The sequence below is a fragment of the Pedobacter sp. AC402 genome (genome assembly GCF_979252805.1).
Genome location: NZ_CEEDAI010000009.1, coordinates 1378228 through 1397296 on the forward strand (window position 1 = coordinate 1378228; position 19069 = coordinate 1397296).

The window sequence follows — 19069 nt, forward strand, 5'->3', positions numbered from 1 at the left end:
CTATCGGGTTAATTGGGAATTTTAAGACTAGGGCAGGGTTTGTGAGCTGCATTAAGATTAGCGCCAGCGCGAGAATGACGACAATTTTTTAGAATCTGTGATTCGTAACTTGATTCAGAATCTTTTATAGATTAAATACTGGAAAAATTTAACACAACGCGAACTTAAGAACCATAAAAGGAACAAAAAACAATTGCCATGATATTTGATAAGATTCATCAGTTTAATTTCCCTACAACCATCCGTTTTGGTGCTGGTGCAGTAAAAGAATTACCCTTCTATTTAACCAAGCACAATTTAAAAGCACCATTAATTGTTACCGATGCCACCATTGCGCAACTTCCATTTTTTAAAAGCATTGTAGAAGATTTGAAGGCAAAAAACATTTCTGTCGAGGTTTTTAGCGACATCCATAAAAACCCGGTTAAAAGTGATGTTTACAAAGGTACTGATGTTTGGGATGCAACTAATCGTGATAGCATTATTGGTATTGGTGGTGGTGCGGCTCTGGATGTTGCCCGTGCAATTGTGCTCCGGGTGAATCATCGGGAAGACTTATTTAAATACGACGATTTAATTGGTGGTGATATTTATGTCACCAATGATGTTCCTCATTTTATTACCATTCCAACCACATCAGGTACCGGAAGTGAGGTTGGCCGTAGCGCAATTATTGCGGATGATGAAACCCATCAGAAAAAAATCCTGTTCTCCCCTAAATTAATGGCGCAGATTGTATTTGCAGATCCGCAGCTTACTATGGATTTACCACCATTTATTACTGCTGCAACAGGTATGGATGCACTTACACACAATATGGAAGCCTACCTGGCCAAAAATTTCCACCCAATGTGTGATGGTATTGCGCTTGAAGGCATTTCTTTGATAAAAGATTCGCTGGAACGGGCAACCAACAATCCGGATTTAGAAAGTCGCAGTAAGATGTTAATGGCATCAATGATGGGTGCAATCGCCTTTCAAAAAGGTTTAGGTGTTGTACATTCGTTGGCGCATCCGCTTTCTTCATTATTGGATACCCACCATGGTTTGGCCAATGCCGTTAATATTCCTTACGGTATGCAGTTCAATATTGCAGGTTTTGAAGATCGTTTTAAAAAAATTGCCCGTACTTTAGCGCTTAAAGATGAAAATGGTGAGGCTGTTGTAAAATACCTGTTTGATTTAAACACAAAAGTGAATATTCCGCATAAATTGAGTGATATTGGTGTTAAAAATGAACATATCGAAACCCTTGCCGATTTAGCTTTTGCCGATTTTGCACATCCAAACAACCCAAAACCGGTAAGCAGAGCGGATTTTAAACAACTATATTTAAATGCACTTTAAAGCAGTTATTAACCACAAATAAGGAGGATGAAAACATAAAGGACTATGTCTGATAAAATAATCATTGGCGTTACCGATTGCAGCAAATACGCCATTTACCGGGATTGGGTATTATCTTACAATAAAAGTGTTGAGGTTATCCAGCTCGGCTATAAACTAAACAACTTTGATGAAATAAATAAATGCGACGGTATTGTTTTAACCGGTGGTGAAGATGTTCATCCCCGTTTTTATAACCAGCCCGAATACTATCATTATTGTTATGATGATGACATTGATGAAGAACGGGATAACTTTGAGTTTAAGGTTTTAACCTATACTGAAGCAAACTCAATTCCGGTTTTAGGTATTTGTCGTGGCATGCAAGTGGGCAATGTATTTTTTGGCGGTACCTTAATTCCTGATATTCCAACCTGGGGAAAGTTCGATCATGGTAAAATGCCGGATAAATCAGACCGTTACCACGAAATCATTGTAAATCCTTCCTCATGGTTAAATCAAATTGTAAATACAGATAAAGGCTTGGTTAATAGCAACCACCATCAAAGCACCGATAAAACCGGAAAAGGCCTTGTGGTGAGTGCAATATCTCCTGATGGCGTTACTGAGGCAATGGAGCGGATGAAACCTGAAGGAAAACCTTTTTTGCTATTTGTACAATGGCATCCTGAACGGTTAAAAGATCAGCAGGGTCCTTTTAGCAAAAATATACACGAGGCTTTTATTCATGCGATAAACTTAAATATTAACCACAGATAAAAAGGATAAACACAGATCCTAATGATTATTACATTTTAAAATCTGTGTTCATCTGTGAAAATCTGTGGTAAAAACAAAGAACATGCAAATCATCAACCCAGCAACAGAAGAAGTTATTGCGAATTTAGCGGAGGATACTCCATCTACGCTTCAAGCTAAATTTGAGACTTTAAAAGAGGCTCAGCCACTATGGGCACAAAAAACACTTGGCGAAAGGATTAAGGTTATTACCCAGTTCAGTGATTTACTGGAAGCTAATGTAGAAGAACTGGCTGCAGTGCTAACATCAGAAGTAGGCAAACCGCTTCAGCAATCGCGTAATGAAATTAATGGCGCAAGGGCACGCATTAAATGGATGCTCAATAATGCTGAAAAATATTTAAGTGATGAGGTAATGGTTGAGGAACCAGGTTTGAAAGAGGTTATTAAATATGAACCGTTGGGTGTGGTCTGCAACATTTCGGCATGGAACTATCCTTACCTGGTTGGCGTAAATGTTTTTATTCCTGCACTTTTAAGTGGTAATGCAGTGATGTACAAACCATCAGAATATGCCACCTTAACCGGATTACAGATCGAAAAACTGTTAAAAAAAGCGGGGGTGCCTGATGATGTTTTCCATATCGCGATTGGAGCAAAAGAAACAGGAAGTTCACTATTAGAAATAGGCTTCGATGGTTATTTCTTCACAGGATCATACAAAACAGGAAAATTTATTTACGAAAAAGTAGCCCCTAAAATGGTTCCTTGTCAATTAGAATTAGGTGGAAAAGATCCATTGTACATCGCCGATGACGTTACAGATGTAACGGCAGCTGCAATTGGTACAGCTGATGGTGCTTTTTACAATAACGGACAAAGCTGCTGTTCTGTAGAGCGCATTTATGTGCACGAAAAAAATTATGATGAATACTTAAATGCTTTTGTTACTGAGGTTCAAAGCTGGAAAACCGGTCTTCCTACTGTTGATGGTATTTACATTAGTGCATTAACGCGGAAAGAACAGATTGCCGTACTTGAAAACCAGGTAAATGATGCTTTAAGTAAAGGTGCAAAATTATTAACTGGCGGCAAGGCTGTTGATGGAAAAGGTTATTACTTTGAACCTACAGTGCTAACTGATGTAAGCAACGATATGCTGGTGATGCAGGAAGAAAGTTTCGGGCCTATTATAGGCATTATGAAAGTTAAAGATGATATTGAAGCCGTTAATATGATGCAAGATACCGATTATGGCTTAACCGCTTCGGTTTATACAGCAGATCAGGCAAGGGCTGAAAAAATATTAGCCCAGCTTGATTCCGGCTCCGGCTACTGGAACTGCTGCGACCGGGTGAGTGCAGCCCTCCCTTGGAGCGGTAGAAAATATTCTGGCATCGGTGCTACTCTATCACACCAGGGATTGAGGGCTTTTACTAAACCAAAAGGTTATCATTTAAGGGGATAATAAAATGGAAAACGACAGAGATAATCACATGATTGAAGGCGAAATTGCCGATTATTTATTAACCGATGATGGGATATTAATTTCTTATAGTAAAAGCATTTTACGTACGGTAGAAAATATTTCGGGGAATGTTAAATTGGTTAAGGAAATTACAAATCACAAGAAAGTTCCGTTGTTAATCTATTTAAAAAATTCTCCGGTCCCGGATAAAGAAACCCGCAAGTTTTCTACTGAGCAGTTGCCTCAAATTTATACGGCCATGGCAATTGTTTCGAAACCTGGTTTGGCGCAATTGATTATGAAAATCCTTTTTAAGTTTCAAAACCCGCCCATACCGATGAAATCATTTACGGATGATGAAAAGGCGAGAGAATGGTTGACGAAGTTTTTGTAGTTTACGAGAAATCATCATTGCTGAGAAGGCTTTTTTTAGCCGACGAAACAATCTTAAAACGATCGCTACCAGCTTTAAGATTATTCATTTTTGCGTATGTTTTTAAAGGCATTCATGAACTCGCTTAGTTCGGTTATCTTGTGTCTCAGCAATGTCGAGCTTTCTTTTTTATCCGTCATTGGTAATGAAATGAAGTATCCGGAGTAGACAGATTTAGCAATTGAGTCTTCGACTACGCTCAGACTGACAAATCTTTAATAATAAAATAGATTAACTTTAACGTGAGTTTTGGGTCTTAATTTCGTCATAGCTAACTGAAGAAGGCGTTTTGCGTAGGCGTGAAGCAATCTTTTTAATAATAAATTAGATGATAGATTGCTTCGGCTCGCTCATATCCAGCCTCGCAATGACGAAATATTTTATAAAAAAATGATAATCAGACAAATAAACCAAATAATTCACGTCAACTTTATAAGTTTTTTTCAGCTCCAAACGCTATATGCTCAACGTTTTGCTAATTTCTCACTGCTCAAATTAAATCTTTTTTAATAAATTGCGAATTATACTTATCCGGATAACCCGTTTTAATTATTTTAATGAAAAAATTATTCCTTATTATCTCATGCTGTTTTTTTACAGCCAATATTTTCGCTCAATCTATCATTACAGAAACTGAAACCGGCGATGCCGAAAGTGCAGTTGCACAAACGCCGATTGCCATTATTCCCGAACCTGTATCTTTAATGAAAAAGGCAGGAACTTTCATTTTACCCGAAAATATAACCATACAGGCCGTCAAAAGTGGAGAGTTAAAACAATCTATTGCATACCTTACTAACCGCATTACTACCGCCACAGGCAAATTTGTGAGTACAGTAAACGCATCAAACCATCCTACCATCAAACTGATTCTAAATGCACAAGAAGATGCACAGTTAGGTAAAGAAGGTTATAAATTAAATGTAAACCCAACTCAGGTTGTCATCACCGCAAATCAACCAGCGGGTATTTTTTATGGTGTTCAATCGTTGCTTCAGCTTTTTCCTGCCGAAATAGAGAGTAAAGAACTGGTAAACAATATCAAATGGAAAGCACCTTGTGTTGATGTGGTCGATTATCCTAAATTAGGTTGGAGAGGCCTTATGTTTGATGTTGCCCGTCATTTTTTCACCAAGCAGGAAGTGAAGCAGTTTATTGATGATATGGTGCGCTATAAATTTAACCTTTTGCATTTGCATTTAGCAGATGATGAAGGCTGGAGAATTGAAATTAAGGGTTTGCCGAAATTAACTGAAATTGGTGCATGGAGTGTTAAAAAAACCGGCACTTTTGGTGATTTTGTTCCTCCAACGGCTGATGAACCACGTACTTATGGTGGTTTTTACACGCAAGAAGATATTAAGGAACTGGTTCAATATGCACAAGAACACTTTGTAAATATTTTACCCGAAATAGACGTTCCTGGCCATAGTTTGGCTATAATTGCTTCCTATCCCGAATTATCATGCACACCCGATGCCGTGAATTACAAAGTGCGTTCAGGCGAAAAAATTATGGATTGGAGTCGTGGTGCCCCTCCTATCGCTTTGGTAGATAATACGCTCTGCCCTGCTAATGAGAAAGTTTATGGCTTTTTAGATACAGTACTTACACAAGTTGCGCAGCTTTTCCCGTTCGAATATATCCATATGGGCGGCGATGAAGCGTCGCACAATTTTTGGGAGAAAAACGATCAGGTTAAAGCTCTAATGCAACGTGAAGGATTAAAAACGATTCCTCAGGTGCAAGCCTATTTCGAAAAACGGGTAGAACAGATCGTAATTTCAAAAGGTAAAAAATTTATGGGCTGGGATGAAATTCTCGAAGGTGGGGTTTCACCTACGGCTGCTGTAATGAGCTGGCGTGGAATGAAATACGGCATTCAGGCAGCAAATGACAAGCATAATGTGGTGATGAGCCCAACTGATTACGCTTATTTAGATTACATGCAGGCTGATCCCATTACTGAGCCTAAAGTATATGCCTCATTGAGGTTAAATAAAGTTTATCAGTTTAATCCATTGCCTGCGGGCGTAAAACCACAATATGTAATTGGTGGACAAGCAAACTTATGGACGGAGCAGGTTTTTACTTTCCGCCAGGTAGAATATATGCTTTGGCCACGTGCTTTTGCCATTTCAGAGTCGATTTGGAGTCCGATTGAAAAGAAGAACTGGACAAATTTTGTTGACCGCACGGAACAGCATTTCAAACGTTTGGATTTGGCTGAGATCAAATATTCTCCTGCCATTTATGATCCGATTTTTACTGTAAAACGCAGTGCCGACAAACAGTTGATTATCGAATTAACACCTGAAATTGATGGTTTGGATATTTATTATAGTTTCGATAACTCCACTCCCGACCGCTTTTACCCTAAATACACAACTGCATTGCAGGTTCCGAAAGATGCCAGTATGTTGCGTGTAATTACTTATCGTGGCAAACAACCTATCGGAAGGCTGATCAGCATGCCAATAACAGATTTGCAAAAAAGAGCGAGGTAATGGGAAAAGAAATAGAACGCAAATTTTTAGTCGATCAACAGAAGTGGAATAACCTCAACAAACCAAAGGGAAACCTATTTAGGCAAGGTTATTTGTTAACCGATAAAGACAAAACCATACGGGTAAGAGCAACAGAAACCAAAGGTTTTTTAACCATAAAAGGGCAAACTATTGGCGCTACACGAATGGAATATGAATATGAAATTCCTGTTGCTGAAGCCATAGAATTGTTAGATAACTTCTCAAAATCCGAGCTTTCTAAAATCCGTTATGAAATTCCTTTTAAAAATAAATTATGGGAAGTAGACGTGTTTTTGGGCGATAATAAAGGATTAACCGTTGCAGAAATTGAACTGGAAACCGAAGATGAATTTTTTGATATACCCGATTGGGTAAGTATTGAAGTTACAGAAGAAGAAAAATATTATAATTCAAATTTAACCATAAATCCATTTAAGGATTGGGTTTAGCGATTATTTCCAGGAAATTGCATCATAAATAGCAATTTTTTTGAAAGACATCCTATTAGAAAGACCGTCTTTTTTACCGAAACACCGCGTGAGATCTTTGAACTGGTTTAAGGATTTCTCTATCAAAAAAATTTCTGCCCAATAGATTGACCGTGAAAATTTTATAATTACGACACAGCACTTTTCCTCAAATAAGCTGATGCTCATGGGCAAAATTTAGCAAACCCACTATCGATTTTACGCCAGTTTTACGCCAAATATTTTTACGGTGGGTTTCTACTGTATGCTCGGAAATGAAAAGCATTCTTCCAATATCTGCTGAGGTATGTTCTTTGGCAATCAACCGGATCACTTCAATTTCCCTCGCTGATAAAATATTAAGTTCCTCTATGTGATTTTCTCGCTGGTAACCATTTATAAACTTTGCGGTTATGGAATGTTGTATATAGGTTTGGCCTTGTAATACTTTATTTATTGCTTTATGCAATTCATGATATTTTACATTTTTTAAAAGATAACCCGTAGCACCAGATTTGATCATTGCTGAAATATCTGTAAAATCATCCTCCCAAGAAAGTACAATAATTTTAATCTTTTGAAACGCTCTTTTAAGTGTTTTAATTAAATCAGTACTACTTATTGTACATAAACTGGCATCTACAATAACAACATCCGGTAATTTTTGTCGAATCAATTGAATTGCAACCAAACCAGAACTGGCTTTCCCTACAATGATAACACCTTCAATAGCACTCAGCATCAGTTCAACACCGCCGAGCAGCTCATCAGGATCATTAAGTAAAAACACCTTAATCGTTTCCATAAGTTTAGTTTTAACGTTAAGCATTCTACCTGATTACGGGAAAAACAAAGCAGCCGATGGAATAAGCTACGCTGAGAAACCTATATCGGGCATATTATTAAAAGCCAGAAAATTTATGTTTTTAACGAAGATAGATAGTATAGGGATTTCGAAAATTTGTAATCGGCTGATAATTAACTGATCAATGGGATAACCTTGAATAAATTTTGTAGTTACTGGGCATAACTGCGGAAAAGGCAGGATGAAAAACATGCCATTTAGCAAACTTTTAATACCCGGAAATGGAACGGTAAAGCTTGAGCGCATAATGACAATAAGGATAAAAGAATGTTTTGTTGATCTAATTTAAACAAATATTTGACTTACCAGCGATTTATTCTATCCTTATTGCCAAAAAAGCGCAAAAACCAGCAATCAATGCTGTTCTTTGCGCTTTTTTTTATTTTGGTCTTAATTATTTTGCTAACGGAGAGCCTTCGCCCGGTTTAATGATCTTTTTCAGTTCCACATCAAAAACCAATGGCGTAAATGGATTAATTGGTCCGCCACCGTTTTCGCCAAAACCAAGTTTAGATGGTAAAATCATTTTAATCTTACCGCCAACACCGATTAATTGAATGCCTTGGATAACACCTTGAGGCAATTGCCCCAATGGCAAACTACGCGGCGCGTATTGTACATTTTCAGAATATATACCAGCTTCTTTAGCCACTTTTGCATCTGAAGTATCAAAAACATTTAATGCTCCGCTTGATTTTTTATTGGTAAACTGACCGGTATAATCCATCACCACCGTATCGGTTAAAGTTGCTCTTTCTGAATTTCCGGGCGAAGTAATTACATATTGCAGGCCCGATGGTGCCGTGGTTACCTTTAGCTTATTCTCTTCAACGTATTTAGCTATTTTAGTAGGCTCTACAATCTTATTTTTCTCATTTAACGCTTTATATTCTGCTTCGAAGAACAGTCTTTTCTTGGCATCAAAAATAGAATCAGGATCTTTTCCCTTATGCAATACTTTCTCTATTTTAATTGTAAAGGAAGCAATATTTGATTTTAAACCTTTTGGCTTCGGCTGACCTGAGTATTTCTCCATCGAATCTAGATTCAATTTGAAAACCGCACTATCACCCTCACCAAGCAACTTTAACCCAGATGCCAAATCGCCCTTAAACATGGATTTACTAATGGCAAAAAAGGCAGGTCGCTCATTATCGTAAGTATTTACCATTACCGAATCAGGATTGGTGTTGGTTTCGACTGTTTGAACTCCGTTTAGCTTTACATAATCGCCATCCTGAATTTTTGGCTTACCATCACTTTTATAGATCTTGTAAGTCATATCTCCTTCACCCTTTTCAAACTTGTTACAGGCAGATAGTCCTAATGCTGCCGCTAAGAGCATAATAATTGCTTTTTTCATTTAATTTTATTTATTAAAAACTACTTCAATTCCTTATAAAGGAGATTTAAGTTATTTTATTACATCACTACAAAGATAGACTATATTAAGTTTTTATAAATCTTTAGGATATGATATTTCTTGGCTCAGCGTCAAAAAAAAAGGCAAAAAAAATCCTGCTTAAATGAATAAGCAGGATTTGTATATCAGTTATCTGATTATTTTTTAACTACCGGAGCAGGGATTGTTACCGGAGCCGCTGCAGCTGGTTTTCCTTTGATAATATCTTTGATTTCTAAATCGAAAGCAATCGGACTGAAAGGCATGATACCAACTTGTGGTGCACCTTGCTCGCCGTAACCTAAATTAGAAGGGATAATCACTTTGATTTTACCACCTTTACCAATCATTTGTAAAGCTTCAGTAAATCCAGGGATTGTACCACCAACTGGCATTTTTTGAGGACCATATGGTTTACCTGGTTTAAGTTCATTTTCTGCTTTAGCAAGTTTCTCATCACTTGTATCGAAGATTTTGTATTTACCATCTTTACCTTTTTTAGTTACTCTACCTGTATAATCAATTAATACGGTATCACCTAAAGCTGGTTTTTCAGCACTACCTGGTGCTTCAATAATGTAATGTAAACCACTTGCAGTAGTTTTGGTAGCCAATTTAGTATCGTCTAAATAAGCTTTTAATTTAGCAGGTTCAGCAGCTTTCTTTTTCTCTGAAGAAGCTTTGTAATCAGCCTGGAAAAATTCTGTTGCTCTTTTATTGAAAGTAGAATCAGCTTCGCCAGTTTTTTTCTTGAATACTTTTTCAATTTTCACCGTAAAAGTGATGTATTTATCATTTTTAAACTGCTCTGGTTTTGGTTGTTTGCTATGGAAAGCCATAGTATCCAAATTCACCTTAAAAGTTGCGCTATCGCCTTCTCCAAACAATGTTAAAACATCATTCATATCACCAGCGTACATTTTTTTCTGTGCAGGAAATACTGCAGGGGTTTCGCTATCGAAAGTGCTTGATAAAACTGAATCTTTATCGTTTTTTTGAATAAAATTCATTTTAACGATATCACCTTCTTTAATTTTTTCGTTACCTGCCGAGTGGTGAATGGTATATAATAAGCCACCAGCTCCCTTTTTTTCTTGTTTACATGCCGCTAAGCCTAAAGTAGCTGCTGCTAGAATAATAATTCCCTTTTTCATTTATTAATTTGACTTTTTAAGTTTTGTGTTTATTTATTGCCCTTAGGCGATTAATTGTTCTTTATATTCTGCTAATATCGATTTAAATTCGTTAACCACATCAGCTAATGGTTTTTCTGCCGCTCCACCAGCTGCATTTCTATGTCCGCCACCGTTGAAATATTTTTTGCAGATTTCATTTGCGGGAAAATCACCTGTAGATCGAACAGATAATTTCACTTTATCGCTACGCTCAACAATTAAGGCGGCCAAGCGGATACCATTAATCGATAATGCATAATTTACTACACCTTCTGTATCCCCTGTGGCACTATGGTATTCTGCAAGTTCATCTTTTGTAACCGAAATGATGGCTGTATTGTATTCTCTTAATACTTCCAGTTTATTTGATAAACAATAACCTAAAAAGCGCAAACGGTTTTCACTGGCATTATCGTATACGAGTTGATGGATTTTCCAATGCTCTGCACCCAAATCTATTAAATTTGCTGCTATGCGATAAACTTCTGAGGTGGCAGATTGAAACCGGAAAGACCCTGAGTCGGTCATAATACCTGTATATAAACAGGCTGCCACATCTTTATTGATGCCCGCTTTATCTTCCAGCTGATTTACAATAAAATCGTAAACCAATTGTGCAGCAGCACAGGCATTGATATCCCAATGGCGGTAATCATCAAAATCTTCGGGTTCCAAATGGTGATCGATCATGATTTTTTTAGCACCTGCAGCCCTAACCAATTCGCCGAGTTCGTTAATACGGCTTAAGGTATTAAAATCAAGGCAGAAAATGATCGAAGCTTCATCCACTAACTTCGCGGCTTCTTCTTGCTGCTCGGTAAAAATAATTACATCACCATTGTTTGGCATCCAATGTAAAAAAGTAGGATAATCAGTTGGAGTGATTACCTTAACGTGGTGGCCTTTTTGAATTAAATATCCATATAAACCTAAAGATGAACCCATCGCATCGCCATCAGGTTTGTGATGCGTAGTGATCACAATTCGTTGTGGCGTAGCCAATAATGTTTTTAATTCAGTTAATGTAAGCATATATTTTTTGCGCTGCAAAGCTAAGTATTTTTAATATAGAAATGCAGTTTTAAGTAACAATATCAGTCGCATTATAGCTAAAGCCTCTCCTAAACATGAACAATGCCTGTTGATTATTCATCAATTAAAACGTATTTTTGCAGAAAATTGATATCAAAAGCACAATGAACACTAACAGAACTTTTACCATGATTAAGCCTGATGCAGTAGCAAACGGCCACATCGGATCGATCATTAACGACATTACCAATGCAGGTTTCAAAATCATTGCATTAAAATATACCAAACTTACAGATGAAACTGCCGGTCAGTTTTACGCTGTACATGCTGAGCGTCCTTTTTACAAAGATTTAGTAAGCTTTATGTCTTCAGGACCAATTGTTGCTGCTATTTTAGAAAAAGACAACGCAATTGAAGATTTCAGAAAATTAATCGGTGCTACCAACCCAGCTGAGGCTGCAGAAGGTACAATCCGTAAGAAATATGCTAAATCAATCGATGCTAATGCAGTTCACGGTTCAGATTCTGATCAGAATGCAGAAATTGAAGGTAACTTCTTTTTTAAAGCAGACGAACGTTTCTAGTTCTCTACACAAAAAATTTACAATAAAAGCCCGAATATTCGGGCTTTTATTGTTTTATCTATTTTGTATCTTTCGCCCATAAAATAATCCACAATAAACCTGTTGGAATTAGTTACAAATAAATAATCAATGAAGAGAATTTTCCTGGCGGTATGTTTATCAGGTATCGCCTTTGCATCTTATGCACAAACCAAAACAGCAGCAAAAAAGCCTGCCGCAAAGAAATCTACTACAGCAAGTAAAACTTCAATATTTACCGTGTTAAAATCTTCATTAGATTCTACCAGTTATGCTTTCGGTACTTCGATTGGCGCAGGCTTAAAAACAACCGGCCTATCTACCTTAAATTACGAAGTATTATTAAAGGGTTTAAAAGATGCATTTAGTGGCGGCAAGGTAGTACTTACGCAACAACAGGCTCAGCAGTGTATAAATGAGGCGATTTCTAAAGCCTCGGCAGTAAAAAACAAAGCAGAAACAGAAGCAAATAAAATTAAATACGCACCAATTATGAAAGAAGGACAGGATTTTTTAGAACAAAACAAAAAACGTGCAGGCGTGCAAACAACTGCAAGCGGTTTACAATATGAAGTTTTAACTCCAGGAACAGGAGTTAAACCGGTAGCAACAGATTCGGTATTGGTTCATTACAAAGGAACCCTATTAAACGGAAAACAGTTCGACAGCTCTTATGATAGAGGTGAGCCGATTTCTTTCCCACTTAACCGTGTAATACCGGGGTGGACAGAAGGCGTACAGTTAATGCCTGCTGGCTCTAAATACAAATTCTTTATTCCTTATAACCTGGCTTACGGCGAACGTGGCGCAGGTGCAGATATTCCGCCTTACAGCACTTTGATCTTCGAGGTTGAGTTGTTAAAAGTGAACGGAAAATAAAGTTTAAGGCGATTTAAGAACGGACATTTGCAGTTAATCGTCTTAAATGGCTAAGAACCTGAAGGTTCACCGAAGTTAAATTTATTATTTGCGGTCAGATGTTCACATCTGGCCGTTTTTTATTTTAAATAATTTGAACTTGGAATTGTATGATGAGTTATTTATCGGGTGGTCAAATCCAACATCACTGATAAGCAATTGGAGGCAAATAAGTCATTTACTAAAACTTTCTTCAACCTTCGATGTTAGCTATTACAAATTAACTGATATGAAAAAAGCATTTCCTTTAGTATTGATCGCATTTTTATGCACCACCTTAAGCAGTTGTGAACTGGTAGAAGGTATATTTAAAGCCGGCGTTTGGGTAGGCGTTATTGTGGTTGTGGTTGTTGTTGCAATCGTAATTTGGATTTTATCAAAGATTTTTGGCGGAGGCAGAAGTTAGTCTCTAGTGCACATTTTATTCGGGAGCTTTATCTCCAATAAAATAAAAGGGCATGAATTTAAAACTAATGCCCTTTTATTTTGCTTACAAAAAGACCATGTCATTGATGACCTCACTACCGGCATGTTCGTTAAGTTTCTGGATAATGCCCTGACGAACCATAACCAGTTCGTTTTTAATAACGGATGATTCTATCCGGAGAAAAAGTTTTTTATCGTGGATGTAGATCTGTTTGGTTCTATTTGCAATGGCAGTTCCCATTATCTCAGGCCAGATCGATAAAATTGAAGTTTCATCAAACTTACGGCGTAAACGGTATACATCGAGCATTTTGCTAATCGCATCCTTTACTGTAACATCATTGGGTTTACGCATTTTGTATATTTCCGTTATCAACTTCAAACAAAGTTACATCAACTTCTATTTTTTCAAAAATTGATTTCACTCTTTCCCTTCCTGTATCTGTTATAAATATTTGCCCAAAATCATGGTGGGAAACCATTTGCATTAATTTTTGAACACGGTTATCATCCAGCTTATCAAAAATATCATCCAGCAAAAGCAAAGGTTTAAAACCCTTATTTTTGGCTAGGTAAGCGTATTGTGCCAGTTTTAAAGCAATTAAAAATGATTTTTGCTGACCTTGGGAACCAAACTTTTTTAAAGGCATACCGCTAATTACAAAAGCCAGTTCATCTTTATGTATGCCTGTGGTGGTACGCTCCAGGACGCGATCTTTCTCAACTGATTTTTTTAAAAGTTCTTCAAATGTTGTCTCATTCAATTGCGATTGATAGTTGAGCTCAACCGTTTCCTTGTTTTCGGTAAGGTAAGTATAATACTGGTTAAAAAGCGGAATAAACTCATCCATAAAGGTTTTACGGATGGCAAAGATTTTATTGCCGGCAAAAACCAATTGCTCATCTAAAATTTCGAGTAATGTTGGGTCGTATTTCCGGGTAATGGCAATCTGTTTTAACAGCGCATTCCGATTTAACAAGATGCGGTTATAGGTAATCAGCTGATCGAGATAATGGGCATCTGTTTGCGAAATCACATTATCGATGAATTTTCTCCGTTCCTCACTTCCTTCCATAATCAGGTTTACATCATAAGGCGAAACCATCACCACAGGGAACAGACCTATATGATCGGCCAGTTTATCGTATTCTTTTTTATTGCGCTTAAACTGTTTTTTTTGATTCCGTTTAACGCCGCAAGAAATTTTTTCGTTTTTGGTACTGCGGTCGAAATCACCCTGAATCATGAAAACTTCTTCTCCGGTTTTAATCTGCTGACTATCGATTGGATTGAAGTAACTTTTGCACAAACACAGGTAATGAATGGCATCGAGCATATTGGTTTTACCTTAGCCGTTATTACCCGTAAAAACGTTTACAGTTTCTGAGAAATGAAGATCTGCATCCGTATAGTTTTTGAAATTTAGAAGGGTAATGTTTTTTAACCACATAAATATGTCACAAATTTACCGTTTTTTAACCTCTTAACATTCATTGTTTAAAATAAACGTTAATAACATTTAAAAAAACTGTACTTTCATAGCAAGTAAAATTACATGGTTGCACAAAAAATGTTAGAGGGAAACGTTCTATGGTCTTACGATCATGAACTGACCAATGAAAAAAGCTCAAGCTGGATTAAAAAAATCGCTGGTTTATTTTCGTTTTTAAAGCCGATCCATAATCATGAAGGAAATATTCTATTGGCCTCCAACGGACTTTTTATTACCGGAGACGAGCAGCTGGAACTTCCACTATCACATATTGAAGAGGTTTATATGGGTTTCGATGATGTATTTCCTGCCTCATCAGCCAAAAATTTCGGAGCATTTTGGCAACCCATCCGAATTAAATCAACCATAAGCCGCTCAGAAAGCCAAACCGTATACCTGGTGATAAACCATACGGGCATTTTTAGCGATAACCAAACCTGGTTTAACACGCTAATTAGGTTATTGCGGTAATTGAGCTGGCAATTTTACAGTTCTGCATGCCTAAATAACTAATGTTTAATCAAATACTTCAAAATAAAGATTGATACTTTGATTGAAAAATGTATTTTTGCAATCTTAAATTTTTTAAACAAACATGTCTACAACAGATAACCAGACAATTCAACCATCTAAAAAAGGTTCATTTTTACAAGAGAATAACAAAAGCTTACTGTTTATTGCAGGTGCTGTAGTTTTATTAGTTTTAATATATCTTTGGTATCAAGGCGTGTATTTAAAAGGCCGTGCAGAAGAAGCTGCCAGCAAAATGTACAAAGCAGAACAATATGTTGGTGTAGATTCATTATCAAACAAAGCTGTTAAAGGTGAAGGTGGTTACCCGGGCCTGGAGCAAATTGCAAAAGAATACGATAACACAAAATCGGCAAATTTAGCAAATCTTTATTTAGGTGGCATTTATTTACGTAAAGGCGAATATAAACAAGCTATCGAATCGTTAAGCAAATACAGTGCTACTGGCAGCCCGGTTGCAGATCCATTGGCTTTAGGTTTATTAGGAGATGCTTATAGTGAGTTGAAAGACTACAAACAAGCCGCCACTTATTATAAAAAAGCAGCTGATAAAGCAAGCAAATTTACTTCACCAATGTTTTTAAAGAAATTAGGTTTGGTAAATGAAAATCAAAATGATTTTAAAGGTGCTGTTGATGCCTATACTAAGGTAAAAACGCAATATCCTGAAAGTGCTGAAGCGCAATTAATTGATGCTTATATTGCAAGAGCTCAAGAAAAAGTTAAATAATCATTAACTAAAAATATATTCATTAAAAAGATCATCGAAAGATGGTCTTTTTTTGTTTGAAAGTAGTCCTGATAAAGATTTAAATTCATGCAGAATAGTCTGTGAGGACACAGACCATGGATTCGTAGAGGGAGTCTATATAAAACTATGCTAATCAGCCCCTAATAACAGTAAAGACTTTGCTTTATAGACCTGATTGACGCGGTAGCTCCCGATTCCCTTCTAATCGGGACTACAAGCATAAAGCAGGGCGAACATTCAAAAGAGCTTATGCAATTGCGCTTCAAAAATTTTTTTTTCGATTACTCGTAGTTCAGCCAAACTATTCGCCTACTTTAATTTTATTTTAGGATTTGTTTTGCCAGAAATGCTGAAATAAATCCGATAGCTATCGGATCAGCATGGCGATCTTATAAAATTTACTTATTAAAAGCTGTCATAGTGTGAGGCAGGCCCAATGGTCACAAAACTTTTAATCAGTTCAACACTTTTATCAATCAATGCAGGGAGTTCTAATTGTTCATTTTTATCAAACAAGCCCAAAACAAAATCAATCTGCCTGCCTTTTGGATAATCGCTGCCAATACCAAAACGCAAGCGTGCATAGTTTTGTCCGCCACACATTTCTTCAATGCTTTTTAAGCCATTATGGCCTGCACTGGAGCCTTGCAGTTTAAGTCTTAACTTCCCTAGAGGTAATGCCAGATCGTCAACTACAACCAAAACATTTTCAGGAGCTATTTTTAACTCCTTCATCCAATAGTTTACTGCCTTACCGCTAAGGTTCATAAAAGTAGTTGGCTTTATAACATGTAGTTTTTTGCCTTTATAGCTTACTTCCGAATAATAGGCCAAACGAATATTATCGAAACTACCTCCTAGGCCTTTAACCAGTTCATCGGCAATATCAAAGCCAATGTTGTGCCTGGTGTGTGCATAATCCGGTCCGATATTTCCTAAGCCAACGATGAGATATTTCATGGCGCAAAGATAATAAAAAGGTTGAGGGCGGGAAAGCTGGATGGTGGAAGATGAAAAAAGTTCGGAGTAGGAAGTTCGGAGTCTTTACCTTTGCAAGAGCATGGTGTTTAACGTATGAGGGTTATCTCACGTAAAAAGTAAAAGCGGTACAAAATTGCTTTTGCACCGCTTTTAAAATCTGTGTAATCACATTAATATGTGATATCAGTGTACTATTTTTTACCTTTAGCAGCTTCAGTTTCTGCTTGTTTTAATGCTCTAGACATTGCAACAGAAACGATAGTATCTTCAGGAGTGTTAGTAATTACGTAGCTCTCGCCTTTAAGGTCGCGAACACGGAATAAACTTCCAACTTCTAATTTTTCTAAGCTTACTTCTACGTTTTGAGGCATGTTAGCTGGTAATGCTTTAACACGTAGTTTACGTAATTTTTGGATTAATTTACCCCCCATTTTAACACCTGGAGAAGTTCCTGTTAATTTAACCGGGATCTCCATAACGATTTCTTTCTCGTCGAATAACTGAAGAAAATCGATGTGCATTAATACGTCGGTAAGTGGGTGATATTGAGTGTCTTTTACGATAGCTTTAGTTTTAGTACCGTTAACATCAATCTCCACAAAGTTTACATCCGGGGTATAAATAACATCTCTTAAATCAGCAATAACCACTGCGAAGTGTTGTTGCTCTTTTCCACCATACAATACCGCCGGAACTTTACCTTCGTAACGAAGTTCCTTGGCATCGCGTTTCCCTACGTTCTCTCTTGGAGAACCGCTAATTGCGATTGTTTTCATTTTTATATTTATTATTTAATTAAACTCTTTTTTATGGTTTCACGTTCTGCGGCTGGCGTTTTTAGCACTCTTCGCAATACGTTAAACGCTTTGTACTATACTCTAAACAGATCGCTAATTGAGCCATGTTCGTTTACATTGGCAATTGCCCTTGCAAATAAACTTGCTGTACTTAGCACCCTAATTTTCGGACTTTCCTGTCTTAAAGGAATGGTATCCGTAACAATCAGTTCGGTTAATACCGAATTTTCTACCGTTTCTATTGCTTTGCCCGATAACACTGCATGTGTACAAACTGCTCTTACACTGGCTGCTCCGTTTTCCATAATTAAAGCTGCTGCTTTAGAAAGGGTTCCGGCAGTATCGCAGATATCGTCAATCAATACTACATCTTGTCCGGTAACATCACCAATAATCGACATTGATTCGATTTCATTGGCGCGTTTACGGCGTTTATCGCAAATAATTACCTCAGCGTTAAAGAACTTTGCAAAAGTACGTGCCCTATATGAACCGCCCATATCCGGCGATGCTATAGTTAAGTTTTTTAAGCCCAGGCTTTTGATATAAGGTACAAAAATTACCGATCCATCTAAGTGATCAACCGGAATATCAAAGAAACCCTGTATCTGTGCAGCATGCAAATCCATCGTCATGATGCGGTGAATACCTGCTGATTTTAATAAGTTTGCCACCAATTTGGCACCGATTGCTACACGGGGTTTATCTTTTCTATCCTGACGGGCCAAACCATAATAAGGAACTACTGCAGTAATATAATGTGCGGATGCTCTTTTAGCGGCATCTACCATCAACAAAAGTTCCATTAAATTATCGCTGGGCTGATAAGTAGACTGGATTAGAAAGACATCACTACCACGAATTGATTCATCAAAGGAGGGTTGAAACTCGCCATCGCTGAATTTGTGGATGGTTACGCTACCAAGCGGCTTACCGTAATGTTCGGCAATCTTAAGTGATAATCCCTTAGAACCTGTTCCGGAAAAAAGCTTTACCGGGTTAAACTGCAATGGCATGGGTTCGTGTAGTTTACGGTTAAAAAAAATCGGATCATGTCTATTTAAAACATGATCCGACATTAAATTTTAGTTGTCCGACCTGGATTCGAACCAAGA

At 37.2% G+C, this 19069-nt stretch carries 18 protein-coding genes and 2 pseudogenes; 11 read left to right on the forward strand and 9 right to left on the reverse strand.

From position 1 onward, the window contains the following. Positions 1 to 198 precede the first annotated feature (198 nt). From AC0IWE_RS16965 to AC0IWE_RS16990, 6 genes are all read left to right on the forward strand, one after another. Positions 199 to 1347: an iron-containing alcohol dehydrogenase gene (locus AC0IWE_RS16965; protein WP_471793942.1), complete on the forward strand. Its 1149-nt coding sequence runs from the start codon at positions 199 to 201 to the stop codon at positions 1345 to 1347. A gap of 45 nt (positions 1348 to 1392) precedes the next feature. After that, positions 1393 to 2106 carry a gamma-glutamyl-gamma-aminobutyrate hydrolase family protein gene (locus AC0IWE_RS16970; RefSeq protein WP_471793943.1) on the forward strand — a complete coding sequence of 238 codons (714 nt, stop codon included), beginning with the start codon at positions 1393 to 1395 and terminating at the stop codon, positions 2104 to 2106. Positions 2107 to 2188: 82 nt separating this feature from the next. Continuing rightward, positions 2189 to 3553, forward strand: coding sequence for an aldehyde dehydrogenase family protein (locus AC0IWE_RS16975; protein WP_471793944.1), 1365 nt, complete (start codon positions 2189 to 2191; stop codon positions 3551 to 3553). A 4-nt stretch (positions 3554 to 3557) separates the two neighbouring features. After that, positions 3558 to 3947, forward strand: coding sequence for a SpoIIAA family protein (locus AC0IWE_RS16980; protein WP_471793945.1), 390 nt, complete (start codon positions 3558 to 3560; stop codon positions 3945 to 3947). 596 nt (positions 3948 to 4543) lie between these two features. Then, positions 4544 to 6493, forward strand: a complete 1950-nt coding sequence (locus tag AC0IWE_RS16985) for a beta-N-acetylhexosaminidase (protein WP_471793946.1) — start codon at positions 4544 to 4546, stop codon at positions 6491 to 6493. Continuing rightward, complete coding sequence (locus AC0IWE_RS16990; protein ID WP_471793947.1) at positions 6493 to 6963, forward strand: CYTH domain-containing protein; 471 nt, start codon at positions 6493 to 6495, stop codon at positions 6961 to 6963. Before AC0IWE_RS16985 ends, AC0IWE_RS16990 begins: the two co-directional genes overlap by 1 nt. A gap of 187 nt (positions 6964 to 7150) precedes the next feature. On the opposite strand, the gene AC0IWE_RS16995 is transcribed toward AC0IWE_RS16990, so the two are convergent. The 4 genes from AC0IWE_RS16995 to AC0IWE_RS17010 all read right to left on the reverse strand — a co-directional run bounded on the left by AC0IWE_RS16995 (position 7151) and on the right by AC0IWE_RS17010 (position 11455). After that, complete coding sequence (locus tag AC0IWE_RS16995; protein WP_471793948.1) at positions 7151 to 7786, reverse strand: response regulator; 636 nt, start codon at positions 7784 to 7786, stop codon at positions 7151 to 7153. A gap of 454 nt (positions 7787 to 8240) precedes the next feature. Beyond that, positions 8241 to 9209 (reverse strand): FKBP-type peptidyl-prolyl cis-trans isomerase, encoded by a 969-nt coding sequence (locus tag AC0IWE_RS17000; protein WP_055908206.1) that lies wholly within the window; start codon positions 9207 to 9209, stop codon positions 8241 to 8243. 197 nt (positions 9210 to 9406) lie between these two features. Continuing rightward, entirely contained in the window at positions 9407 to 10402 is a 996-nt protein-coding gene (locus AC0IWE_RS17005) for an FKBP-type peptidyl-prolyl cis-trans isomerase (protein WP_055908210.1), read from the reverse strand. Between the two features lie 42 nt (positions 10403 to 10444). Beyond that, complete coding sequence (locus AC0IWE_RS17010) at positions 10445 to 11455, reverse strand: DHH family phosphoesterase (RefSeq protein WP_471793949.1); 1011 nt, start codon at positions 11453 to 11455, stop codon at positions 10445 to 10447. A 164-nt stretch (positions 11456 to 11619) separates the two neighbouring features. On the opposite strand from AC0IWE_RS17010, the gene AC0IWE_RS17015 reads away from it, so the two are divergent. The 3 genes from AC0IWE_RS17015 (at position 11620) to AC0IWE_RS17025 (ending at position 13381) form a co-directional block, all read left to right on the forward strand. Continuing rightward, a complete protein-coding gene (locus AC0IWE_RS17015) occupies positions 11620 to 12039 on the forward strand; it encodes a nucleoside-diphosphate kinase (RefSeq protein ID WP_471793950.1) in 420 nt (139 codons plus the stop codon). A gap of 129 nt (positions 12040 to 12168) precedes the next feature. Continuing rightward, a complete protein-coding gene (locus AC0IWE_RS17020) occupies positions 12169 to 12936 on the forward strand; it encodes an FKBP-type peptidyl-prolyl cis-trans isomerase (RefSeq protein ID WP_471793951.1) in 768 nt (255 codons plus the stop codon). A gap of 268 nt (positions 12937 to 13204) precedes the next feature. Beyond that, positions 13205 to 13381, forward strand: a complete 177-nt coding sequence (locus AC0IWE_RS17025; RefSeq protein WP_200912294.1) for a hypothetical protein — start codon at positions 13205 to 13207, stop codon at positions 13379 to 13381. Positions 13382 to 13465: 84 nt separating this feature from the next. Here the strand turns inward: AC0IWE_RS17025 and AC0IWE_RS17030 are convergent, their stop codons facing one another. Beyond that, on the reverse strand, positions 13466 to 13756 hold the full coding sequence (locus AC0IWE_RS17030; RefSeq protein ID WP_055908226.1) for a DciA family protein: 291 nt from the start codon (positions 13754 to 13756) through the stop codon (positions 13466 to 13468). Beyond that, a pseudogene (gene recF, locus AC0IWE_RS17035) lies at positions 13749 to 14852 on the reverse strand (DNA replication/repair protein RecF). Before recF ends, AC0IWE_RS17030 begins: the two are co-directional and overlap by 8 nt. A 105-nt stretch (positions 14853 to 14957) precedes the next feature. On the opposite strand from recF, the gene AC0IWE_RS17040 reads away from it, so the two are divergent. Next, the gene (locus AC0IWE_RS17040) at positions 14958 to 15365 is read left to right on the forward strand and encodes a hypothetical protein (protein WP_055908234.1); all 408 of its coding nucleotides are present in this window, start codon (positions 14958 to 14960) and stop codon (positions 15363 to 15365) included. A 124-nt stretch (positions 15366 to 15489) separates the two neighbouring features. Beyond that, on the forward strand, positions 15490 to 16155 hold the full coding sequence (locus AC0IWE_RS17045) for a tetratricopeptide repeat protein (RefSeq protein WP_055908237.1): 666 nt from the start codon (positions 15490 to 15492) through the stop codon (positions 16153 to 16155). 419 nt (positions 16156 to 16574) lie between these two features. Here the strand turns inward: AC0IWE_RS17045 and pth are convergent. The 3 genes and pseudogenes from pth to AC0IWE_RS17060 form a co-directional block, all read right to left on the reverse strand. Then, positions 16575 to 17136: pseudogene (gene pth, locus AC0IWE_RS17050) on the reverse strand (aminoacyl-tRNA hydrolase). A 212-nt stretch (positions 17137 to 17348) separates the two neighbouring features. Beyond that, positions 17349 to 17933 (reverse strand): 50S ribosomal protein L25/general stress protein Ctc, encoded by a 585-nt coding sequence (locus AC0IWE_RS17055; RefSeq protein ID WP_471793952.1) that lies wholly within the window; start codon positions 17931 to 17933, stop codon positions 17349 to 17351. 95 nt (positions 17934 to 18028) lie between these two features. Then, positions 18029 to 18970, reverse strand: coding sequence for a ribose-phosphate pyrophosphokinase (locus AC0IWE_RS17060; RefSeq protein WP_055909454.1), 942 nt, complete (start codon positions 18968 to 18970; stop codon positions 18029 to 18031). Positions 18971 to 19069 lie beyond the last annotated feature (99 nt).

Coding starts and splice junctions, on each gene's coding strand:
- AC0IWE_RS17025 (WP_200912294.1), top strand. CDS start 13,205: ATGAAAAAAGCATTTCCTTTAGTATTGATCGCATTTTTATGCACCACC.
- AC0IWE_RS16975 (WP_471793944.1), top strand. CDS start 2,189: ATGCAAATCATCAACCCAGCAACAGAAGAAGTTATTGCGAATTTAGCG.
- AC0IWE_RS16965 (WP_471793942.1), top strand. CDS start 199: ATGATATTTGATAAGATTCATCAGTTTAATTTCCCTACAACCATCCGT.
- AC0IWE_RS17030 (WP_055908226.1), bottom strand. CDS start 13,756: ATGCGTAAACCCAATGATGTTACAGTAAAGGATGCGATTAGCAAAATG.
- AC0IWE_RS17000 (WP_055908206.1), bottom strand. CDS start 9,209: ATGAAAAAAGCAATTATTATGCTCTTAGCGGCAGCATTAGGACTATCT.
- AC0IWE_RS16970 (WP_471793943.1), top strand. CDS start 1,393: ATGTCTGATAAAATAATCATTGGCGTTACCGATTGCAGCAAATACGCC.
- AC0IWE_RS17020 (WP_471793951.1), top strand. CDS start 12,169: ATGAAGAGAATTTTCCTGGCGGTATGTTTATCAGGTATCGCCTTTGCA.
- AC0IWE_RS17015 (WP_471793950.1), top strand. CDS start 11,620: ATGAACACTAACAGAACTTTTACCATGATTAAGCCTGATGCAGTAGCA.
- AC0IWE_RS17040 (WP_055908234.1), top strand. CDS start 14,958: ATGGTTGCACAAAAAATGTTAGAGGGAAACGTTCTATGGTCTTACGAT.
- AC0IWE_RS17005 (WP_055908210.1), bottom strand. CDS start 10,402: ATGAAAAAGGGAATTATTATTCTAGCAGCAGCTACTTTAGGCTTAGCG.
- AC0IWE_RS16985 (WP_471793946.1), top strand. CDS start 4,544: ATGAAAAAATTATTCCTTATTATCTCATGCTGTTTTTTTACAGCCAAT.
- AC0IWE_RS17045 (WP_055908237.1), top strand. CDS start 15,490: ATGTCTACAACAGATAACCAGACAATTCAACCATCTAAAAAAGGTTCA.
- AC0IWE_RS17010 (WP_471793949.1), bottom strand. CDS start 11,455: ATGCTTACATTAACTGAATTAAAAACATTATTGGCTACGCCACAACGA.
- AC0IWE_RS17055 (WP_471793952.1), bottom strand. CDS start 17,933: ATGAAAACAATCGCAATTAGCGGTTCTCCAAGAGAGAACGTAGGGAAA.
- AC0IWE_RS16980 (WP_471793945.1), top strand. CDS start 3,558: ATGGAAAACGACAGAGATAATCACATGATTGAAGGCGAAATTGCCGAT.
- AC0IWE_RS16990 (WP_471793947.1), top strand. CDS start 6,493: ATGGGAAAAGAAATAGAACGCAAATTTTTAGTCGATCAACAGAAGTGG.
- AC0IWE_RS16995 (WP_471793948.1), bottom strand. CDS start 7,786: ATGGAAACGATTAAGGTGTTTTTACTTAATGATCCTGATGAGCTGCTC.
- AC0IWE_RS17060 (WP_055909454.1), bottom strand. CDS start 18,970: ATGCCATTGCAGTTTAACCCGGTAAAGCTTTTTTCCGGAACAGGTTCT.